Here is a 19,651-nt window from a genome sequence, read left to right on the forward strand (position 1 = left end):
CCTATGAATCTAGTGAGTGGTGAGCAAATTGCAAAGTCTTTTCAAGTTGGCAATGACCAGCATCCGGTTTTACTGGACGTCTCAGTGGCAATCAATCAAGGGGAGTTTATTGCCATTATGGGGCCATCTGGCTGTGGGAAATCGACATTATTGTATGCCCTTAGTGGGATGGACAGTATTGATCATGGTCAGGTTACCTTTGATGGAATGGATTTAACAGCACTAAGTGACAAAGAACTGGCTGATTTGCGTAGAACGAAAATGGGCTTTGTCTTTCAGCAGCCGACCTTTCTAAAAAGCCTAAATATCCTTGATAATATCCTGTTACCTGCCATGCGTGATCAGCGAAAAAATGTGAGGGCCTTGACAGAAAGGGCGCTGCAAATCATGCACAAAATGGGGATTGCAGATTTGGCAGAGCGAGATATTACCCAGGTTTCTGGCGGGCAGCTGCAACGAGCAGGCATCTGTCGCGCTTTGATTAGCAACCCACAAATCATTTTTGGTGATGAACCCACAGGTGCTTTAAATTCAACGTCTGCTCAGGAAATCATGGATTTATTCGCCTCCATTAATCGAGAAGGCACAACGGTTATGCTTGTGACACATGATCCAAAAATTGCTGCAAGAACAGAGCGTATCCTTTTTATGTCCGATGGCGCTATTGTGAATGAACTGCGGTTGCCTGAATTCACAGGCAATGATTTAGACGATCGAATGGTCAAAGTTGTCTCTGCTATGCAAAAAATAGGTATTTAACTTGAAGGAATCCGTAATGATTTAAAAATTACGGATTTTTTTTGTGAAAAATGAATCGCAATCGTTATGGCGTCCGTCAGTAGTGTAGAAAGTAGGTGAGGGCAATGATGGATATTGAACAGATAATCGAGGAGCACGGTGATTACTTACTAAAGGTCGCCTATCTATATGTAAAAAATAAGGCAACGGCGGAGGACATCGTGCAGGATGTGTTCATCGCCTTTTATCAAAAGCAGGGACAGTTTCGTCAGGAAGCATCCTTGCGTACATATTTAGTGAAAATGACGGTTAATCGAAGTCACGATTATTTACGAAGTTGGAAAAGTAAACGACTGACATTGTTTGAAAAAATCACGGGGCGCACAACAGCTATGACACCTGAAAAGGAGATGCTAGAGAAATCCGTTAAAAAAGAGCTGACGGAGGCATTGTTTACATTATCAGTTGCCTATCGAGAGGTCTTGATTTTGTATTATTTTGAGGAGATGTCGACAGTGGAAATTGCACAGCTTGTACACTGTCCGGAAGCAACGATTCGCACAAGATTACAGCGAGCTCGTAAACAGCTGGCAGCAGCAATGGGTGACTTTGATTGGGAGGTGCTACGCCATGAATCAATTTAAAGAGGATGTATTAAAGGAGCTACAAGATGTCAAACTCTCACAGCAGCGCAAACAAGTAATCGCGGAAAAAGCACGACGAAAGGTTCAACGCAAAGCAGGCGGTCAATGGACGTATCGTTTCGTGCTCGTAACCTTTACTATTTTTGTCATCGGTTTTAGCTATATCTTGACACAACAGAAAGAGCAACGCACTTCAAGCCATCAAGCGGCTAGCCTACAGTCGGATACTTGGCATTGGTGGTCACTTTTTGATTCGGATTATGTAAGAGGCTTTATCTTACTGAGCATTTTTATAGGGGCGACATTTATAGTCAAACGTTATCTAGTGAAAAAGGGTTATGGTTTACCTGTTTGTATTGAATGTGGGGAAAGCTGGTCTGAGAAGGATGCACGTAAATTATATCGCAAAAATAGTGAAATTATGTGCCCGCATTGTGGACAAAAGCAATATCGCACAAAAAAATCTATGCAAATCAGTGGTGTGATGACGATGCCAGTACCTTTGTTGATTATGCTGCAGCATGTTTTCCAACATTTTGTTATCGGTATTATTTTCTTTTTAGTGGGGATGTTCTATTACCATTATCAAATTGCGCCATATGTATTTAAGCTACAAGAAAAAGATCCAATGAATGAACCTTTATGGTAATGATTTTGACAGGAAGTTGCTATTGTAATCTAGCAATTTCTTTTTTTATTCTAAAATAGATTGACAATGGTTTTCATTTGCTTTATCTTTGTGTTAACTTATTTTTATTATTAGTTAACGCACAAGGGGAGGCTTTTTACATTGAAAAAAGGAAGTACATATCAATACGTCTTAGCAGCATTTGGGGCAGCGATTATCGCGGTTTTAGCACAGGTAACAATTCCATTACCACTTATTCCGATTACAGGTCAAACTTTAGCGGTTGGAATCATCGTGACGATTTTAGGGACAAGATTAGGCACGTTATCTGTTCTATTATATATTTTACTAGGGGCAGCAGGTTTACCTGTATTTAGTGGTATGTCAGGTGGACTAGGAATTTTAGTTGGTCCAACAGGTGGGTACATTGTCGGTTTCCTTGCCACAGCAATTATTATGGGCTTATACTTAGATAAATTTGGTATTACATTTGCTCAAGCTATTATTGCGAATATCATTGGGATGATCATTACATTAGCGTTTGGGACAGTGTGGTTAAAAATTGTAGCAGATTATACATGGACAGCTGCCTTTATGGGTGGAGTTGCACCATTTATCGTGGTTGGGATCGTCAAGGCGGTACTTGCAGCATGGATTGGTGTCATTGTTCGTCGTCGCTTAGAAAGAGCGCACTTAATTGAAGCAATAGCATAGGACATGGGAGGAATTGTTTTGGCAACATTATGGACAGGTGGTAAGATTTACACGATGGCTCAGGTTGGTGAAACAGTGGATGCAGTCCTTGTTGAAGATGGAAAAATTGTGGCGACAGGCTCAGTAGAGAGCTTGTCGCCACTAGCTGCTTCTATCCAACATTTAGAGGAGAATATCATGTATCCAGGCTTTGTCGACAGCCATTTACATATTATTGGCTACGGAGAAAAACTCAAGCATCTTGATGTATCGGCGGTTACCAGTAAGGAGGCGCTACTTGAGAAGCTTCAAGAGCGAATGTCTGAGGCGTCAGCACATGAATGGGTCATTGCGATTGGGCTAAATGAAAACCAATTTGAGGAGCCCATTTTCCCAACCTTAGCGGAGCTAGATGCCCTTGGAAATGCTCATTTAATCATTAAACGGAGCTGTCACCATTTAATCTTAGCCAATTCCAAGGCACTCGCTTTTGCAGGAATTACAAATGCTACCCCTTCGCCAGAGGGCGGTGTTATTGACAAAGTAGATGGTCAGCTCACAGGTGTGTTAAAGGATGCAGCATTGTATTTAATTGTTAACCATATGCCCCATATTACACCTGCGTATATTGAGGATGCACTGACAAAGGCGGTGGCCTCATTGCAATCCTATGGTTTAGTAGGGGGACATTCAGAGGATTTAAGCTATTATGGACCACCAAGCCAGCCGATTCAGGCTTATCGCAAAATCGTAGAGGCACAGCAATCCTTTAAGGTGCATTTATTACAGCATCATACAGTCTTTGAAGAGGTTGCGAAGATGGATTTAACCCCATCACCATTTTTAGCGTTTGGTGCGATGAAAATTTTTATTGATGGAGCCTTTGGAGGTCGCACGGCTGCACTACGTCAGCCTTATTGTGATGATCCAGATAATGCGGGGATGCTTATTCATACAACAGAGCAATTAACAAGCTATGTTCAGCTAGCACGCCAATATGGACAAACCGTTGCTGTGCATGCCATTGGTGATTTAGCGATAGACATGATTTTAGATGTTTTTGCGGCCAATCCTCCTCAGGATGGTCAGTTTGATCGGGTCATCCACTGTAGCTTAGTCGATGAGGAACTATTAGCCAAGCTAGCTGCATTACCAGTGGCAGTGGATATGCAGCCGCAATTTGTACAGGGAGAATATCAAGCAGAGCTATCGAGACTTGGAGAGGAGCGCGCACAGGGCTTACATCCTTTAAAATCCCTTCTTGACCGAGGGCTGATTGTGGCAGGTGGCAGTGACGCTCCGATTGAAGTACCAAATCCGTTGCACGGTATCTACGCGGCTGTCACTAGAAGAAATTTTGGGGAGACACATGATGGCTACAATCCTCATGAGAAAATTTCACGATTTGAGGCAGTCCGTTTGTACACAGTAGGGGCAGCTGAAATAATTGGGCAGCAATTTAGACGTGGCAAAATTGCAGAAGGCTATGCAGCAGACTTTACGATTTTGCAAGAGGATGTTTTTACGGTAGAGACGGAGCAACTACCACACATACAAGTGGCATGTACGGTTGTGGATGGTAAGATTGTCTATGAAAATCGCTGAGAAGGTTATCCTTCACAGCGATTTTTTTCATGGGGCTATTGTTTGTCAGCTAGTTTTGTTATTTGTTGTTCCAAGTTCGACACACGTTTTGTTAAGTCCTCTACTTGCTGTTGCATGGTTGGTGGAGGAGGCACAGGGGCGGTAGATTTCATTTTTTTAATCATATGAATCATCACGAAAAAGATTGCTAGAAACATACATAAAAGAACAGTTGTACTAATGATATCGCCAAGATTGAATTTCATGTTTGCGCTCCTTTCTGTAGTGGGTATCTAGTTATATACAGGGTGGCATGCTAAAAAGTTTCAAAAAATGGAGAATGTCACGATGAATACAAAAATCGATTCCTACTTTGATGTAGAGGCATGCTATTTTATTGGCTTTGAGGAATGGGCCATAGCAGTCAAAACATACGTTAGTAGAGAGCGATTTTAACAGCATGATAGGGGTGAGTATGTGCACAAGGCAGGACAAGTAATGCGACAGGCTGTTCATAATATTTATGTATATCGATTCGATTATGTACAGGTTTTCGCATTAATTAGAATCTTTCAGTTTTTAATGATGATCCCTGTAACCTCTATCGTTTTGAAGCTCATGCTACGAGTAACAGGGTTTACACATATTACCGAGCAAAATTGGCAAAGCTTTGTGACCCATCCCTTTGTCATCATGATGATTTGTCTATTAATTTTGCTGTTTTTATTATTTGTGTATTATGAGATGGGCTTTTTATTTCTCATGGCCTTTCATCAGCAACGGGGAATTCGCTATCGATTTCTTCCTTTATGGCAACAATTAAATCGCAAGGTTGTTTATTTTTTTAGTGTGCAAGTACTGTTTCTTATCATCTATCTAGCACTATTAATGCCACTAGCTTCCTTTATGCTACCACTTACGTTGACCCAATCCATCTCCCTTCCACATTTTCTAACTGAAGAAATCATGAGCAGTAAAGCGGGTAGACTAACATATGCTGCGGTGGCAAGCATCGTGGTGCTGATAGGTATTCGAAGTATTTTAACCTTACCTATTTTTACAATTCAGCCGCACATCACTATTTTGCGTTCCTTTAAGCAGAGCTGGCATTTTTCTAAGCGAGGTTTATTTGAATTACTAGTGCTATTAGCGATGCTTTTAACAGGACATCTGTTGATGATGCTTGGGATAACAGTGATCGCTACGTTTCCGCTCTATTTAATCGAACGTTTAATGCCAAGTGCCGCATTGGTTACAGCTGGGTTGACATTGGCCTTTTTGGAAATGGTCTTTGTGGTGCTTTTTAGTTACTTACAGGCGATGTTTTCACAAGTTATGGTTGCCATTACGTATAATACGCCGGTGATGGGCAAAGTCAGCGCTACTACACATCGGAAGCGGCGCTATAAGCCATTGCTGTTGATCAGTGGCATTGTTTTTCTCGTATTAAGTATGATGAATATCAATTCATTAGAGAAAAGTGTCTATGCTCCAGACACAAAAATTATTGCCCACCGCGGCTATGTCGCTGGCAATGTAGAAAATACGATTAGTGGATTGGTGAGTGCAGCCAATGCGGGGGCAGATTTAATTGAAATCGACATTCAGCAAACCGTGGATGGCGAATTCGTCGTCTTCCATGATCGAACATTACGAAGGCTAGCAGGTAAAAACGGTGTCATTGCGAATATGACCCTGAGCGAACTAAAAACGTTAACCATTCATCAAAATGGCTTTAGCGATAAAATTGCTTCATTAGATGAGTGTATTGAAATTGCTAAAGCGCTAGATGTGGCGCTATTAATCGAATTAAAGGTGCATGGCCAAGAAACAGAAGATGTTTTACCTAAATTAGTAGAGAAGCTACGAAAATACAAGGTGCTAGATTCCTACTATGTGCAATCCGCTGATGTACAGAAAATGACACAATTAAAAAAATTGGTGCCAAATTTGCGTGTCGGCATTGTCTATGCACTCAATATTGGTCCAATGGAGGAAAATGTTGATTTTATCGCATTGGAGGAATCCTGGGTAACGGAGCAGCTTATCGAAGAATTGAAGCAGCACCCGACCGATTTATTTGTCTGGACACTCAATGACGACCGCTCCCTGCAAACCTTTATCGAAAAAAATGTCAGCGGCGTCATCACCGACCACCCCGACGTCGCCCGCGAGCTAAGAACGCAGCAAAGCGAAAACCAATACTTCTTACAACGCATCCTGAATCGACTGCGATTTATCTTCTGATCGGGGGTGAATACCCGCGAACGAAGAGAATACTCGCGGAGAGGAAGTGAATACCCGCGAACGAAGGGGAAATACTCGCGGAGAGGAAGCGAATACCCGCGAACGAAGGGGAAATACTCGCGGAGAGAAAGCAAATACCCGCGAAAGAAATGAAAATACCCGCGGAAGCAAAAGCTCGAGCCATAAAAATTTTGGGCCAAATTGTAACCTTTTTCATGTGAACACGACTACTATTATGAACTCGTGAAAATGAAGGAGATGCTTTTTGTATGAAAATGACGAAAGTCGTACCATTTGCTATGTCAGCATTATTATTAGGGGGCGCGATTGGAGCTCCAACTGCATCAGCGAACGAAGGGGAGGCTACTGTGATTAACGCAGAAACTTCGGTCCAACAAGTGCAGCCTGTTTTTATTAAGGTGACAGGTACAATTGACAGCGTAGAAGTACGTGAAAACGCCACATACTATACAGTGGTTGATGGTGACAATACCAATATTATGATTGCGAATAAAGACACATTAGTTTTCGACAATATGGGTAAAGAAGTCAAGCTTCAAAAAGGAGATAAGGTGTCAGCTTACTCTTATGCCAAGAAGCCGATGCTTGCAATTTATCCACCACAGTACAACCCAGAAGTAATTATTGTGGAAACGGAAGAAATGGGTAGCGTGGAAGTGGATTTCTTCAATAAAGATTTAGTGGATACTGAAAATAACTTAAAGTTAAATGTTGGGGAAGACACGAAGCTGGCAAGTGCTACTGGCAAAGATGTGAAAGTGGACGATTTAAAAGAGCAGCATTTAGTGGTGTTCTACACAATCGCAACGATGAGCATCCCTGCTCAAACACCACCTTCCAAGGTGATTGTGTTAGATACAATCGAGAAGGAAGAGCCTGTTGAAGTGGACCCAGTGCCAACACCAGAGCCAGCTCCAGTTGATTCAGCGGTTCAAGAAATTATTAATAAAGACTTTTATGAAGTAGAAGGAACGAAAATGGTGCCGCTACGCTTAATCGCTGAAAAGCTAGGCTTTAAAGTAGAAGTAACGCCAAAAGGTGCCATCGTTTCAAAAGGGGCCCTTTCGTATACAATTACGCGAGGTCAAAAAGAATATGGTTATAATAAAGCACTTCGCCAATTTAAAGTAGCCCCTGCTTTATTAGAATCTGGCAAAACTTATGTGCCTGTTGAATTTGTAGAGGAATTAATGAAATAATTAAGTTGAAGTATCTAGCAAATAGCTAGGTACTTCTTTTTATATTTTCTTCCAATGGGAAATTCAGTACAATAGAAAAGAAAAGTCGAAGGATAAAGGAGAACGCTATGAAACAAGCACTCATCATTATCGATATACAAGAGGCTTTCTTTCTAGATAGCCAACAAAATCTTTGGAACAGTGAAGCCATTATCAAAAATATCAATGCCTCCATTACATGGGCACGTCACAACGAAGTACCGATTATTTTTATTCAGCATACAGAAGCAGACGATGTTGATTTTGCAATAGGTCAGCCTGGGTGGGAACTGTATCATGGACTACAAAGAGAAGCGGAAGATCAAGTGATTCAAAAAACAACATGGGACGCTTTTTATCAGACGGAGCTAGCGGCTTATTTACAAGCGCAGCACATCGACCAATTGATTTTCGCTGGCGCTCAAACAGAGTTCTGCCTTGATACGACAATCCGCAGTGCTTTTAGTCATGGCTACCAGCATAATATTTTAATAGAAGATGCCCATAGCACCTTAGATAGTAATGTACTGGCAGCACCGCAAATTATTCAACATCATGAATCTATTTGGCATAATCGTTTTGTGCAAATTCAGTCTATTGGGGGGCTTCAACATGCTGATTGACCAGAAAGAGCTTCAGATAAAAGAGCTATCCTATACAATTCGCTGTGCCCGATGCGAAGATGCCCAAGCCTTATCGGATTTGCGCTTGCAATTAGACGGTGAAACGGAAAACTTCGATCGTGAACAAGGCGAGGCAGTGATTGATCGAGCAGGCTTTGAGCAACTTATTCAAAAAGACATCGAAAGCCCCAAAAATCTGTGTTTAGTAGCGGTTGTCGGTGATCGAATCGTTGGGTTCTCAAGATGTGAGGGCTCTTCACTCAAAAGGCTTGCCCATAAAGTCACATTTGGCGTTGGTGTTAGTAAAGCGTTTTGGGGCTATGGCATAGGAAAAGTCTTGCTGCAACAATCCATTGCTTGGGCAGATGCCAATGGTGTACGGAAAATAGCACTAGAAGTGTTAGAAACCAATGAGAAAGCCATACAGCTCTATAAAAAAATGGGCTTTTTAGTGGAAGGCATTGTGAAAAATGATAAATGCCTTGCAGATGGTATGTTCTATCATACGATCATTATGGGAAGATGGCAGGAATAGCTACGTAGAAGGAATTTGAAACAGCATGACAAATTTTATGTATATCTTTTGTTTAATTGTCTGGGGTCTTAATTTTATTGCAGTCAAAATTCAAGGAACGCCAGTCAGTTTAGAATTATCTTTAACCTATCGTTTAGTGATGACAGCCTTTTTATTTTTCATCCTTGCTTGGTTCATGAAACCACAGGGTAAACCACAACAGCGCGATGTACCTTTTATCATCGTTTTTGGCGTTTGTAATTTTGCATTCAGCTATTTAGCGCTGTATTATGCGACGATATGGAGCTCGGCTGCTATTGTTACATTAATTTTTTCATTAAAAGTCATATTAACACCCATCGCTCTACGGATATTTCTCAAGGAGCCATTGCATCGTCGTGTTTTAATTGGCGGCATTTTAGGTGTCATCGGCGTGGGGGTGCTGATTTACCCATCTTTACATAATATGGAGTTAAAAGGAGTTTTGATTGCCTTTGTAGGGACTGTCCTGACAGCCATCGGGGATGCAAGCTCTGCCAGAAATGCCAAGCATCAAATAAACCCGGTTTATGCGAATGCCATTGGTTTTGCAGTGGGCAGTGCAGTCATGTGTGCCATTGTTTGGCTACAGGGACAAACAGTCGTGATACCCAAATCCTTTACCTACTTATCGGCTCTATTGTATTTAACGATTATCGCATCTTTTCTTGCATGGTTATTTTACTTAAAACTAGTCGAACGAATTGGTGGGGCAAAAAGTGGCTATATGGTGGCGTTATTTCCCGTGATTGGCGGTTTTGCTTCTGTTGTCATTGGGGAATCAACACTCAGTATTTATTTAATCTTAGGCTGTCTTTTTAGCTGCATCGGGGCTGCGATTGCCTTAGGCTTTAAAATTAAGCCTATTTTACGATGAACGAAAACCCTCTTCCCTTCATAAACTAGAGAAGAACGCTTGAAAAGGGTGAGGGGCAAAATGTCATTCGTTCCATTGAATGCGATGGGCATCAGTAGAGAAAAAGAAGAAGATCATTGGGATATTGATCGTTGGGAAAATGATGGTGGCAGAAGCTTAGAGGCGTAAGGGAGACAGAAATTTGTCTCCCTTAAAATATTTTTGAAACCTTTTGATAGATGGCTCGTATGATAAGTAGACAAGTTTTAAATTGTCAGCTATAAAAAAGGGAGAAATGATTTTTTGAACCATTGAACAAAACGATTACTATTCATTATTTACGTGATTGTCATTGCGGATGCGTATTACACAACGCTCTATATTGAACCCAAAACACCGCCGCAACACCAAACGATCAAAGCAACAGCCATTACGGTGAACCAACTACGGTAGCAAGCCTCACAAAAAGAAGCGGACAACCCGTCGTTTGAAGCCTATTTCCTTCAAGCCATTTCTTCAAAGCTTGGCCCAGGAAATGGTGATGCCAGAAAGTTTCGGAGAGGCACGAACACAAAAGCGTGTCTATTTACACTATCAACAGCTACGTTGCTGACACCCTGTACATTTACAGGGTTTTTTTAATAGGAGGAGCAAGCACATGAGTATGGCAACCTATATAGGCTTCAATTTCCCAGTTGAAATACAGGATGAGTATACAGAAAATGAAGTGGACATAAATTATTTTTTCTCAGATAAAGAAAATCGCCAAATTGTACAGGCAAAGCATTTTACAACACCCTATGTATATGAAATCGAAACAAAGGGAGAGCCCATTTGGCAAATGCATAACGAAAATAAAGTGTATTCCCCACATAACTATGAAAAAGCCAAAAGAACTTTTCTCCATGTATGTGACTTCTTAAGAAGTTTCCTTCCCCAAGGAGATTATTGCGAAATCTATATTTGCTGGATAGGAGAAGAAGGGGAGGACCATGAGAAAAAATTCGAACTTCTGTTAGACCCACTGTCGGTAGATGAGGTAGAAATAGATGAAAAATGTTTGATGACATTGAAAAACTAAAGCCTTCATAAAGGAAAAACAAAACCATCAATAGAATTTTTGTGAAAGGTGAAAATGGTTTCCGTTGCAGGCTACTTGCTTTCCTGTGGGCGAGCGCCGAGCCGCTTCCTCCGCTCCCGCTCCGTGCAGGGGCTCGCCTGTCTCGCTATCCCACGGGAGTCAAGTTGCCCTCCACTCCAACCTACAAAATGTTAACTTTTTAGCAAAGGTTTTCAAATAAAGTGAAGGTCTTCACTACTCATTTTATGGAGGGGTGTTGTCATTCATCACTTTTCTACATTGAAAATAAAAACCTATCCTTTTTCTAATCATACAAATCATGGGCTATTTTGATCGCTACCGCTAGTATGAAAAATGAGGAAAAGACACTTTTGCAGAATGGTTGATTGGAGTGGAGCCAGCGTCACTCCTAGGGGATTGAGTGATCTGACCCCAAAAATATAAACTTTTTTACGAAGCTTTTCGATACTCAACGGGACTTTTTCCGTTGAGTTTTCTTTTAATCCGCTCATGATTGTAATAGTAAATATACTCTGCTAATGCTTTTGTAAATTCTACATAGTTTTTAAACGTAGTTGTGTACAGAAATTCTGATTTCAGAATACCAAAAAAGCTTTCTATCACGGCATTGTCTAAACAATTTCCTTTCCGTGACATACTTTGCTTGATTTCATGTGTTGCCAATAACGCTTTAAAACGTGGTATTTGATATATCCATCCTTGATCAGAATGGATGATTAAGCCACTCTTTTTCGATAACTTTGTATACGTAAACGCCTTCTTAAAAGACTGTTGAACTAACTCAAAATTAGGTGATTTTGATACCTCATATCCAACGATCTCTCGATTGAATAAATCTAATACAGCGGATACATAGATTTTTTGACCGTTTATTTTAAACTCTGTGACATCGGTTACCCATTTCTGATTGGGTGCAGTGGCTTCAAAATCACGTTGGAAGACATTCTCTGCGACATAGCCCACCGTTCCTTTATACGAACGATATTTTTTAGGGCGTACTGTCCCTTTTAAGCCCAATTCTTTCATCAATCGTTGGACCGTTTTATGGTTGATGAAAATCCCTTCATTTCGGAGGGCAAGACAAATACGACGATAGCCATAACGCCCCTTATGGTGATGAAAAAGTATCTGGATTCGTTCTTTAATCGCCTGATATTTATCTGGTTTTACCCATTTTTGAAGATGATAATAATACGTACTTTTCTTAAGTTTCGCGACTTTTAATAGAGCTTGAAGTGGAAATTCCAGCCTTAGCTCATACACAGCTCTCACTTTTTCTTCGGTTTGAAGGCTTCCTTTTCTTGAACTAAGGCTTTCAACTTTTTTAAATAGGCGTTTTCCATCCGTAAATACTCAATTTCCGCTTTTAACTCTTCCGTTGTTTTTTCATTTAAATCGGACGAAGGTGGTTGTTTTTTTGGCATTGATTGGTGCTCCTTTTCTATTTGATAGAGCACCTCTCCAGCCTTGGACATCCACTGTTTTTTCCATCTCCGAATGGTTTCACGAGAAGGAATATTAAACTTCGCAGCAGTCTGAAGGAGCGAATCGCCTGTCTCTATCAAGTGTTGAATTACTTTTATTTTAAAAGAATCTTCGTAATTCGTGAACCCTTGAGGACGAATAATTCCTTCAATGCCATGATATCGATATAATTCAATCCATAATCGAATGTACTGTCGATCCCTCTTTAATCTATTGGCAATCTGATACGTACTTTCCTTTTCTTCAATGTAAGCTAGAACTGCGGCTAACTTTTGTTCATCAGAAATCACTAACTGCACCCCCTATATTAAATGATATGCTCCCCAATAAGTAGACAGATTAAAAAATAAAATCTGTTTGCCTATTGGGGAGATTTTTTTATGAGAAAATACAGCTTTTCAAAAGAAGAAAAATTAGAAATTCTAAATTTCTATGAAAATAGCCATTTCACTCTTAATGAGGTGGCCGAGTTGTATAAAGTTGATTCTAGAACAATCAAAGATTGGCAAAATAATTACTTGTTTTTTGGTGAGGAAAGTCTTAATAGAAGTGAAAATCATAATACATATCCGAAAGAAATAAAGCTAGCAGCTGTTCAAGACTATATTTCAGGAAGTTATTCATTAAGAGAAACTGTTAGAAAATATAGACTTTCTGGCACATCCGTTTTGCGAAATTGGATTAAAAAGTATACTAGTCATAGTGAATTAAAAGATTCGAGTAAAGGAATGAGCCAAACTATGACTAAAGGAAGAAAAACAACAGTACAGGAGCGCATTGAAATAGTACAAGCTTGTATTGCCAACGAAAAGAATTATCAAGTAACAGCTGAACAATATGCGATTTCTTACCAACAAGTATATCAATGGGTAAAAAAATTCGAAAAATCCGGGGAATTAGGTTTACAAGATCGCCGTGGCCGTACAAAGTTAGAAGAAGAGTTAAGCACTGAAGACAAGTTTCGTTTAGAAATCCAACGTATGGAACGCGAAAATGAACGATTACGTGCAGAAAATCTCTTCTTAAAAAAGTTAGAGGAAATCGAAAGGAGGCGACGTTAAGTAAAAGTCGTATACATAACCGTTATATTGTCATTAAAGAACTAGCGGCGAAGGAAGCATTGCCAATCATTTTATTATGTGAAATTGCCGGTGTTACACGTGCTGCTTATTATAAGTGGTTGAACCGTCATCCATCAGCACGAGAAATCGAGAATGAACAGCTTCTAGAATCAATTCAGTACCTTTATGCACAAGTAGATGGGATTTATGGATATCGACGCATCACACTTACAATCAATCGCCATCGGGAAAAAGTAGATTTACCGATGGTAAATAAAAAACGTATTTATCGTTTAATGAAAATGTGTCGATTAAAATCGGTGATCCGTAGAAAACGGAAAAAATATCGTAAATCGAATCTAGATTATGTAGCAGAAAACATACTCAGTCGCGAGTTCAAAGCAGATCAACCTAATCAAAAATGGTGTACAGATGTCACGGAGCTTAAATATGGAAATGGCAAAAAGGCTTATTTAAGCGCCATTATTGATTTATACGATAATTCGATTGTAAGTTATGTATTAGGACATTCGAATAACAACAAACTTGTTTTTCAAACGATGATACCAGCTATACAAAAATTAAAAGAGGATGAGCATCCACTTATTCATAGCGATCGTGGTTATCAATATACTTCAAAATTTTTCAAACGGATGATAGATGATGCCGAGATGGTACATAGTATGTCTAGAGTGGGACGTTGTATCGATAATGGACCAATTGAGGCTTTTTGGGGTACGCTCAAATGCGAAAAATACTATTTAAATAAATATGATACATATGAAGCGCTTAAAAAAGCAATTGTAGGATACATTTCGTTTTATAATTCAGAGCGCTATCAAGAAAAATTAAACGGCTTGAGCCCCTTGGAATTCAGGGATCAAGCCGCATAAAGTATTTTTATTATTTCCACTGTCTACTTGACGGGGAGCACTTCAAAATTTTTCAAGTCCAATATTTTGGGTGCAGTTCACTCATCGGACGCCCCCTGGAAAGGACGCTGGCGGAACGGAAATCAACCCCTCACCTTGCAAAATTGCTTTTTCTGCCGTTGACATCATCTTTTTTATGTTTGCTAGGAAGCTGATAGCCATCTAAGTCTGGAATAAATTCTTGTGGGTCAATCGGCACATTCACTTCAAGCCTTTCTGGATGAACATAGCTTGTCAGCTCACCGTTTTGGTCATATGTTTCACTTTTAACGAGAATGCCAGTATCTTTATCCACCCAAAAACGAAACGCTTCTGTCGTGCCTTTTAAGTTAGCACTATTTGTCACCTCTTCATCCATTTTCCCTGCTAATACGATTGTGTTATGACCTAATAACGCTTCATTTTGTTTTTCAATCTCCCAATGCTCTATATGTCTTAAATAACTAGCAGCTTTCTCATAAGCGAACAACGACATACTTGAACTTCCAAATGAAGGTCTTTCCCTCAATTTATTAAATGAAATAGGCGGATATTGCAAGTCAATACTAAAAGCTTGCTCGGGCGTAACTATGTCTCGTTTTGGTTTCTGTTTCGATTCACTAACTGTATAAATTTTTTGACCATTAAGCGCTGTATATTTTAACCAGCTCTTTTTGTTGTTATAAAAGTACTCCTGTGTATCGTTCTTAATCCCCGTCGTGTTATCATCTAAAGCGATCAGTTTTTCATAGCCACCAATTTCGTTTTTGGTACTTACTTTATAAGTAACACCCAATGTTCTAGTGGAACCGTCTTGAAAAATTTTATGTTCTTCAAATTTTCCAGCTGCTGAGTGAAAATAATCAATTGAATTTAATAATTTACTCACGACATCCTCTTTTGTCATCTCACCATAAAATTCTTCTTGGATCGGGGGGATATAAAGATTCGTTTCCAATGTAGGTTCTTGTGAACGGTCTCCCTTAGCAACTGGTTGTTCTGTCAGCTCCGAGGCCACAAAATAGCTAACGCCTATAAGAAAAAAACCAATGACAGCTATAGGTAACAATTGTTTGAAAATGGATTGAAATGGGTACGGTTTCTTATGGCCTTTTTGAAGCCTCTGTCGCACTTTTTCTTTATGTTTCTCATTAAAATGAATGTCCTTTAATGCCGTGTCATCCAACGCTTTCCCGATATTTTTAAATATATCATTCATTCATCTTGCACCCTTCCATTGACTTTTTTAGCAAAAGGCGAGCCCTATGAAGACGAGACTTAATGGTTTGTAAACGTAAATCTAACAAATCAGCTATTTGGTTATAGGACAGCTCTTCATAATAATATAAAATAATGAGTTCTCGATACCGTACAGGTAGAGCAAGAATCTTCTCAGAAAGCAATCGTTTATCCTCCTGTCCAACTAATTCCAACTCAGGGGATTGACTAGTACTCTTAATTTTTGAGAAAAATTCTGTCAGAACGATATTTCGATAAGACCAGCTTTTTAATTTATCTTTACATAGATTGACAGTAATTCGATATAACCATGTTTTATAGGAAGATTCATTCCTGAAATTATCTAAATGCTCATAGCACTTTATAAACACTTCCTGCGCAATATCTTCCGAAAGCTGCTTGTGCTTCATATACGTATAGGCTAGACGTGTTATATCATCTCCATACGCCTTCATCAACCATTCAAGCCTCTCCTCCTTACTACAATCCCTGCTAACTTCTATTGATGTTCTCACATGTTCAAGCATCATCCACACCCTTTCAATTATTAGACGGAGTTGGTGCTATTTGGTTGTAATTAATTTACTATAATAACGAAGGATTTGTAATAGAGGTAAAAGAGAGGAATGAGAGATTCTTGTGTTATTATTCAATAGTAAAGTGCCAATAGATGGTGAAAAAGGGGAGTTAGTATGAATACACAATTCGAATTTACGGTTTTTCCTCAATTAGAAACAAAACGCTTCATCCTACGAAAAGGAAGAATGGATGATGGCCAAGATATTTTGAGACTTTATTCTAATGAAATTGTAGTGAAGTATCTGCCATTACCATTGTTCGCTTCAGTGGAAGATGCTATCGATGAAATCAATTGGTATGAGAAAATTTTCAAAGAACAGACAGGCTTAAGATGGGTAATCGAAGAAATTCAGACCAACAAAGTGATTGGCACATGTGGCTATTTGAATTATGAAAAAGAGCATAATCGTATAGAAATTGGCTATGATTTAAACCCTGACTATTGGGGGAAGGGTGTGATGCAAGAGGCTTTAAGCGCGATCATCCATTTTGCCTTTACATCAATGGGGATAAATAAAATCGAGGCAAAAATAGAACCAGAGAATACAGCATCGATCAAACTATTGGAAAAATTAAATTTTTCTCAAGAAGGTCTTTTAAGGCAACATGAATTTGAAAAAGGGAAGTACATCGATCTCGCTATTTTTTCATTATTGAAAAGTGATTACTAGGAAGTCACGCTTATAATGAGTAGTGGCTTTTAACAGACAAAATGTTGGGAGGAGTATTTTTTGAACAACAATCAACTAATTCCTACAAATGAAATTAAAGAAGAGTTTGAGGCTATTTTATTAGAACATGATAGTATTGCGCATTGTGAGATTAATTTAAAAAACGGGACTATCAAAAACATACATCAATTAGACACCAGCTATGACGAGTTTGCTTTAGATACGGTGAATAATGAATTCTGTTTTAGTCTAAAAGATAAAAATAACATAAACTTTTATAGAATGAATCTTCAAACATTTAGTCAAATAAATGCTATCACGTTACATTTAAACAATTATTTTTCTTCTGAAGAACTTAAGGATGAAAGCTATTATTCCAAGTTAATCTACCTTAATCATCAATATTTGTTGTATTGGATTACGAAAAGAGCAATTAACTATGGACATCCTTTTTATCAATGTATTTTTTTAGTAAACACGTCAACGGGAGAGATAAAACAATTAAATCCTTTCCTTCCAAACGGAGATAATTTACTTAGATTAGATACGTCCAAAAACATCTACCTAAGCAATCATCATCATTTTTTACTATTAAAAACGGGGAGAATTAGACCCTATGAGAAACAAGAAATGTATAATAGAGTAGATGTTGAAAATCCTTATCATGACCACCTTGAATCGATTTACTTAATGGAGGTTTCAACTTTAATTGACCAACAAAATTTTAATAATGCGACATTACTATCTTTATTAAATTATTCAGGTGCTTCTGAAAACTTACGATATGAGAACAATGTTCTTTCATACGTAGTCTCTGATTTTACTAACAACACGAAAGAGTTAATAAAACATGATTTGTTAATAGGGGATGTTTCAAGATGTCAAGATGACCAATTCATACGAGATCATTTAAATTATGAACTTGAAGTAGAAACAAGCTACTATCATTATATTGTAAAATTATTTAAACAAGAAAAAACGGATTCATTTAGTCTAATTGACGATGAACTGTCGTTTAATTTAAAGCTGGATAAGATAAGCTGATTTCTTCGGGAATTTTAAGTATAGCTAATGATAACCAACAAAAAAGATTGAAGCATATTAGCCTCAATCTTTTTATTTTCGCTTTCATTATTTGACGTTCGGATAAATCATTGTTGCTGGGTCTACATATTCATCGAACTGTTCTTCTGTTAGTAAGCCACTTGCGATGGCTGCTGCTTTTAAAGTCGTGCCTTCTTTGTGGGCCTGTTTCGCGATTTTTGCTGCGTTTTCATAGCCGATATATGGGTTTAATGCTGTTACAAGCATTAAGGAATTTTGTAAATTGTGATCAAGTACTTCTTTGTTTGGCTCAATGCCTACTGCACAATGGTCGTTAAATGATTTCATTGTATCCGCTAATAGGCGCGTTGATTGCAAGAAGTTGTAAATGATGACTGGTTTAAAGACGTTTAGTTCAAAGTTACCTTGAGAAGCGGCGAAGGCAATCGTCGCGTCATTCCCAACTACTTGTGTGACAACCATTGTCATGGCTTCACTTTGTGTAGGGTTTACTTTACCTGGCATAATCGAAGAGCCTGGCTCGTTTTCTGGAATCGTAATTTCACCGATACCTGAGCGAGGGCCACTTGCAAGCCAGCGAACATCATTGGCAATTTTCATTAAATCAGCCGCTAAAGCTTTTAATGCACCATGCGCCACAACCGCTTCATCATGACTTGTTAGGGCATGGAATTTATTTGCAGCCGATGTAAATTGTTTGCCTGTAAGCTCACTAATTTCCACAGCTACACGATCACCAAATTCAGGGTGCGCATTGATCCCCGTACCAACCGCTGTTCCGCCGATAGCAAGCTCCTTCATATAGTCGATATTTTGGATAATCATATGTTCCGATTTTGCCAGCATCGCTGCCCAACCGCTAATTTCTTGACCAAGTGTAAGAGGTGTTGCGTCCTGTAAATGTGTACGGCCAATTTTAATAATGTCTTTGAATTGAGCTGCTTTATCTTCCAATGTTGCTTTTAATAGACGTAGTCTTGGAAGTAAATAATCTTCTACTTTTAAGACAGCCGCAATATGCAATGCTGTTGGGAATGTATCATTTGAGCTTTGTGATTTATTGACATCATCATTCGGATGAATGCGGTCAGCTTCGCCAGCATCCTTTAATAGTTGATTCGCACGGTGAGCAATGACTTCGTTCACATTCATATTGGATTGTGTACCACTACCAGTTTGCCAAACCACAAGAGGGAATTGATCGTCCCATTGACCATTTAAAATTTCATCTGAAGCCTGCACGATGGCATTTGCTTTAATATCAGAAAGTTTGCCTAGTTTGTTGTTCGCAATCGCAGCACTTTTCTTTAAGATCGTCATAGCTTGCACAAGTTCGATTGGCATTTGTTCCGTACCAATTTGGAAATTTTCTTTACTGCGCTGTGTTTGCGCGCCCCAAATTTTATTAGCGGGTACTTTAATTTCACCCATAGTGTCTTTTTCAATACGATAATCCATGTCAAAACAGCTCCTTTAGTATGTAAAGTTCTCCTCATGTACAGATAAAAACGGATACTCTTAGTCTGATGTAAGAATATCCGTTTGATACATGCTTATTCAAAAAAGAGGGGGATTCTGAATTAAGCAATTTGGAGAAAAGAAATAATCTATTGATAATGATAATTGTTATCAATTAAAAAGTCAACGGTTTTGCTTGAAGAAATTTAATGGTGAGAATATTTCGCAATCCTTGCCTATTTTATTCCCGAAATTTAATGGAATAAACCTGTTTTA

20 protein-coding genes are annotated in these 19,651 nt (G+C 39.0%); 14 read left to right on the top strand and 6 right to left on the bottom strand.

The window, feature by feature from the left end; all coding sequences use genetic code 11:
• Positions 1 to 3 precede the first annotated feature (3 nt).
• From MHB65_RS09785 to MHB65_RS09805, 5 genes are all read left to right on the top strand, one after another.
• The gene (locus tag MHB65_RS09785; protein ID WP_342443291.1) at positions 4 to 759 is read left to right on the top strand and encodes an ABC transporter ATP-binding protein; all 756 of its coding nucleotides are present in this window, start codon (positions 4 to 6) and stop codon (positions 757 to 759) included.
• A 104-nt stretch (positions 760 to 863) separates the two neighbouring features.
• The gene (locus MHB65_RS09790) at positions 864 to 1,382 is read left to right on the top strand and encodes a sigma-70 family RNA polymerase sigma factor (protein WP_342443292.1); all 519 of its coding nucleotides are present in this window, start codon (positions 864 to 866) and stop codon (positions 1,380 to 1,382) included.
• Positions 1,369 to 2,031: a TIGR04104 family putative zinc finger protein gene (locus MHB65_RS09795; RefSeq protein ID WP_342443293.1), complete on the top strand. Its 663-nt coding sequence runs from the start codon at positions 1,369 to 1,371 to the stop codon at positions 2,029 to 2,031. Before MHB65_RS09790 ends, MHB65_RS09795 begins: the two co-directional genes overlap by 14 nt.
• A 141-nt stretch (positions 2,032 to 2,172) precedes the next feature.
• Positions 2,173 to 2,724: a biotin transporter BioY gene (locus tag MHB65_RS09800; RefSeq protein ID WP_205442841.1), complete on the top strand. Its 552-nt coding sequence runs from the start codon at positions 2,173 to 2,175 to the stop codon at positions 2,722 to 2,724.
• Between the two features lie 18 nt (positions 2,725 to 2,742).
• On the top strand, positions 2,743 to 4,308 hold the full coding sequence (locus tag MHB65_RS09805) for an amidohydrolase (protein WP_342443294.1): 1,566 nt from the start codon (positions 2,743 to 2,745) through the stop codon (positions 4,306 to 4,308).
• Between the two features lie 35 nt (positions 4,309 to 4,343).
• On the opposite strand, the gene MHB65_RS09810 is transcribed toward MHB65_RS09805, so the two are convergent.
• Positions 4,344 to 4,553, bottom strand: a complete 210-nt coding sequence (locus MHB65_RS09810; RefSeq protein WP_205442843.1) for a hypothetical protein — start codon at positions 4,551 to 4,553, stop codon at positions 4,344 to 4,346.
• 211 nt (positions 4,554 to 4,764) lie between these two features.
• Here MHB65_RS09810 and MHB65_RS09815 point away from each other — a divergent pair, with 211 nt between their 5' ends.
• The 6 genes from MHB65_RS09815 (at position 4,765) to MHB65_RS09840 (ending at position 10,885) form a co-directional block, all read left to right on the top strand.
• Complete coding sequence (locus MHB65_RS09815; protein WP_342443295.1) at positions 4,765 to 6,534, top strand: glycerophosphodiester phosphodiesterase; 1,770 nt, start codon at positions 4,765 to 4,767, stop codon at positions 6,532 to 6,534.
• A gap of 269 nt (positions 6,535 to 6,803) precedes the next feature.
• Positions 6,804 to 7,754, top strand: a complete 951-nt coding sequence (locus tag MHB65_RS09820; protein WP_342443296.1) for a stalk domain-containing protein — start codon at positions 6,804 to 6,806, stop codon at positions 7,752 to 7,754.
• 107 nt (positions 7,755 to 7,861) lie between these two features.
• The gene (locus MHB65_RS09825) at positions 7,862 to 8,395 is read left to right on the top strand and encodes a cysteine hydrolase family protein (protein WP_342443297.1); all 534 of its coding nucleotides are present in this window, start codon (positions 7,862 to 7,864) and stop codon (positions 8,393 to 8,395) included.
• Positions 8,385 to 8,930 carry a GNAT family N-acetyltransferase gene (locus MHB65_RS09830; protein WP_342443298.1) on the top strand — a complete coding sequence of 182 codons (546 nt, stop codon included), beginning with the start codon at positions 8,385 to 8,387 and terminating at the stop codon, positions 8,928 to 8,930. The genes MHB65_RS09825 and MHB65_RS09830 overlap by 11 nt, the downstream gene beginning before the upstream one ends.
• Positions 8,931 to 8,955: 25 nt before the next feature.
• On the top strand, positions 8,956 to 9,825 hold the full coding sequence (locus MHB65_RS09835; RefSeq protein ID WP_342443299.1) for a DMT family transporter: 870 nt from the start codon (positions 8,956 to 8,958) through the stop codon (positions 9,823 to 9,825).
• A gap of 637 nt (positions 9,826 to 10,462) precedes the next feature.
• A complete protein-coding gene (locus tag MHB65_RS09840; protein ID WP_342443300.1) occupies positions 10,463 to 10,885 on the top strand; it encodes a hypothetical protein in 423 nt (140 codons plus the stop codon).
• A gap of 450 nt (positions 10,886 to 11,335) precedes the next feature.
• Here the strand turns inward: MHB65_RS09840 and MHB65_RS09845 are convergent, their stop codons facing one another.
• Complete coding sequence (locus MHB65_RS09845) at positions 11,336 to 12,178, bottom strand: IS3 family transposase (RefSeq protein ID WP_342443301.1); 843 nt, start codon at positions 12,176 to 12,178, stop codon at positions 11,336 to 11,338.
• Positions 12,175 to 12,681, bottom strand: a complete 507-nt coding sequence (locus MHB65_RS09850) for a helix-turn-helix domain-containing protein (RefSeq protein WP_342443302.1) — start codon at positions 12,679 to 12,681, stop codon at positions 12,175 to 12,177. Before MHB65_RS09850 ends, MHB65_RS09845 begins: the two co-directional genes overlap by 4 nt.
• Before the next feature lie 90 nt (positions 12,682 to 12,771).
• Between MHB65_RS09850 and MHB65_RS09855 the strand changes: the two genes are divergently transcribed.
• A protein-coding gene (locus MHB65_RS09855) for an IS3 family transposase (RefSeq protein WP_342443303.1) occupies positions 12,772 to 14,345 on the top strand; the annotation gives its coding sequence in 2 pieces (ribosomal slippage) (positions 12,772 to 13,414 and positions 13,414 to 14,345; 1,575 coding nt in all).
• Positions 14,346 to 14,475: 130 nt separating this feature from the next.
• On the opposite strand, the gene MHB65_RS09860 is transcribed toward MHB65_RS09855, so the two are convergent.
• Positions 14,476 to 15,582, bottom strand: a complete 1,107-nt coding sequence (locus tag MHB65_RS09860; protein WP_342443304.1) for a hypothetical protein — start codon at positions 15,580 to 15,582, stop codon at positions 14,476 to 14,478.
• The gene (locus MHB65_RS09865; protein WP_342443718.1) at positions 15,575 to 16,057 is read right to left on the bottom strand and encodes a sigma-70 family RNA polymerase sigma factor; all 483 of its coding nucleotides are present in this window, start codon (positions 16,055 to 16,057) and stop codon (positions 15,575 to 15,577) included. The genes MHB65_RS09860 and MHB65_RS09865 overlap by 8 nt, the downstream gene beginning before the upstream one ends.
• A 237-nt stretch (positions 16,058 to 16,294) precedes the next feature.
• Between MHB65_RS09865 and MHB65_RS09870 the strand changes: the two genes are divergently transcribed.
• Both MHB65_RS09870 and MHB65_RS09875 read left to right on the top strand, forming a co-directional pair.
• Positions 16,295 to 16,852: a GNAT family protein gene (locus MHB65_RS09870; RefSeq protein ID WP_342443305.1), complete on the top strand. Its 558-nt coding sequence runs from the start codon at positions 16,295 to 16,297 to the stop codon at positions 16,850 to 16,852.
• 60 nt (positions 16,853 to 16,912) lie between these two features.
• The gene (locus MHB65_RS09875; protein WP_342443306.1) at positions 16,913 to 17,896 is read left to right on the top strand and encodes a hypothetical protein; all 984 of its coding nucleotides are present in this window, start codon (positions 16,913 to 16,915) and stop codon (positions 17,894 to 17,896) included.
• An 87-nt stretch (positions 17,897 to 17,983) separates the two neighbouring features.
• Here MHB65_RS09875 and fumC read toward each other — a convergent pair whose 3' ends face one another.
• Positions 17,984 to 19,375 (bottom strand): class II fumarate hydratase, encoded by a 1,392-nt coding sequence (fumC, locus tag MHB65_RS09880; RefSeq protein ID WP_342443308.1) that lies wholly within the window; start codon positions 19,373 to 19,375, stop codon positions 17,984 to 17,986.
• Between the last annotated feature and the right edge of the window lie 276 nt (positions 19,376 to 19,651).

The sequence above is a fragment of the Lysinibacillus sp. FSL K6-0075 genome (genome assembly GCF_038592945.1).
Classification (GTDB): domain Bacteria; phylum Bacillota; class Bacilli; order Bacillales_A; family Planococcaceae; genus Lysinibacillus; species Lysinibacillus fusiformis_F.

Bases quoted from the DNA above. Each gene is read 5' to 3' on its own strand.
- MHB65_RS09785 (WP_342443291.1), top strand. From the start codon at position 4: ATGAATCTAGTGAGTGGTGAGCAAATTGCAAAGTCTTTTCAAGTTGGC.
- MHB65_RS09810 (WP_205442843.1), bottom strand. From the start codon at position 4,553: ATGAAATTCAATCTTGGCGATATCATTAGTACAACTGTTCTTTTATGT.
- MHB65_RS09865 (WP_342443718.1), bottom strand. From the start codon at position 16,057: ATGAAGGCGTATGGAGATGATATAACACGTCTAGCCTATACGTATATG.
- MHB65_RS09825 (WP_342443297.1), top strand. From the start codon at position 7,862: ATGAAACAAGCACTCATCATTATCGATATACAAGAGGCTTTCTTTCTA.
- MHB65_RS09830 (WP_342443298.1), top strand. From the start codon at position 8,385: ATGCTGATTGACCAGAAAGAGCTTCAGATAAAAGAGCTATCCTATACA.
- MHB65_RS09790 (WP_342443292.1), top strand. From the start codon at position 864: ATGATGGATATTGAACAGATAATCGAGGAGCACGGTGATTACTTACTA.
- MHB65_RS09870 (WP_342443305.1), top strand. From the start codon at position 16,295: ATGAATACACAATTCGAATTTACGGTTTTTCCTCAATTAGAAACAAAA.
- MHB65_RS09840 (WP_342443300.1), top strand. From the start codon at position 10,463: ATGAGTATGGCAACCTATATAGGCTTCAATTTCCCAGTTGAAATACAG.
- MHB65_RS09820 (WP_342443296.1), top strand. From the start codon at position 6,804: ATGAAAATGACGAAAGTCGTACCATTTGCTATGTCAGCATTATTATTA.
- MHB65_RS09860 (WP_342443304.1), bottom strand. From the start codon at position 15,582: ATGAATGATATATTTAAAAATATCGGGAAAGCGTTGGATGACACGGCA.
- fumC (WP_342443308.1), bottom strand. From the start codon at position 19,375: ATGGATTATCGTATTGAAAAAGACACTATGGGTGAAATTAAAGTACCC.
- MHB65_RS09795 (WP_342443293.1), top strand. From the start codon at position 1,369: ATGAATCAATTTAAAGAGGATGTATTAAAGGAGCTACAAGATGTCAAA.
- MHB65_RS09835 (WP_342443299.1), top strand. From the start codon at position 8,956: ATGACAAATTTTATGTATATCTTTTGTTTAATTGTCTGGGGTCTTAAT.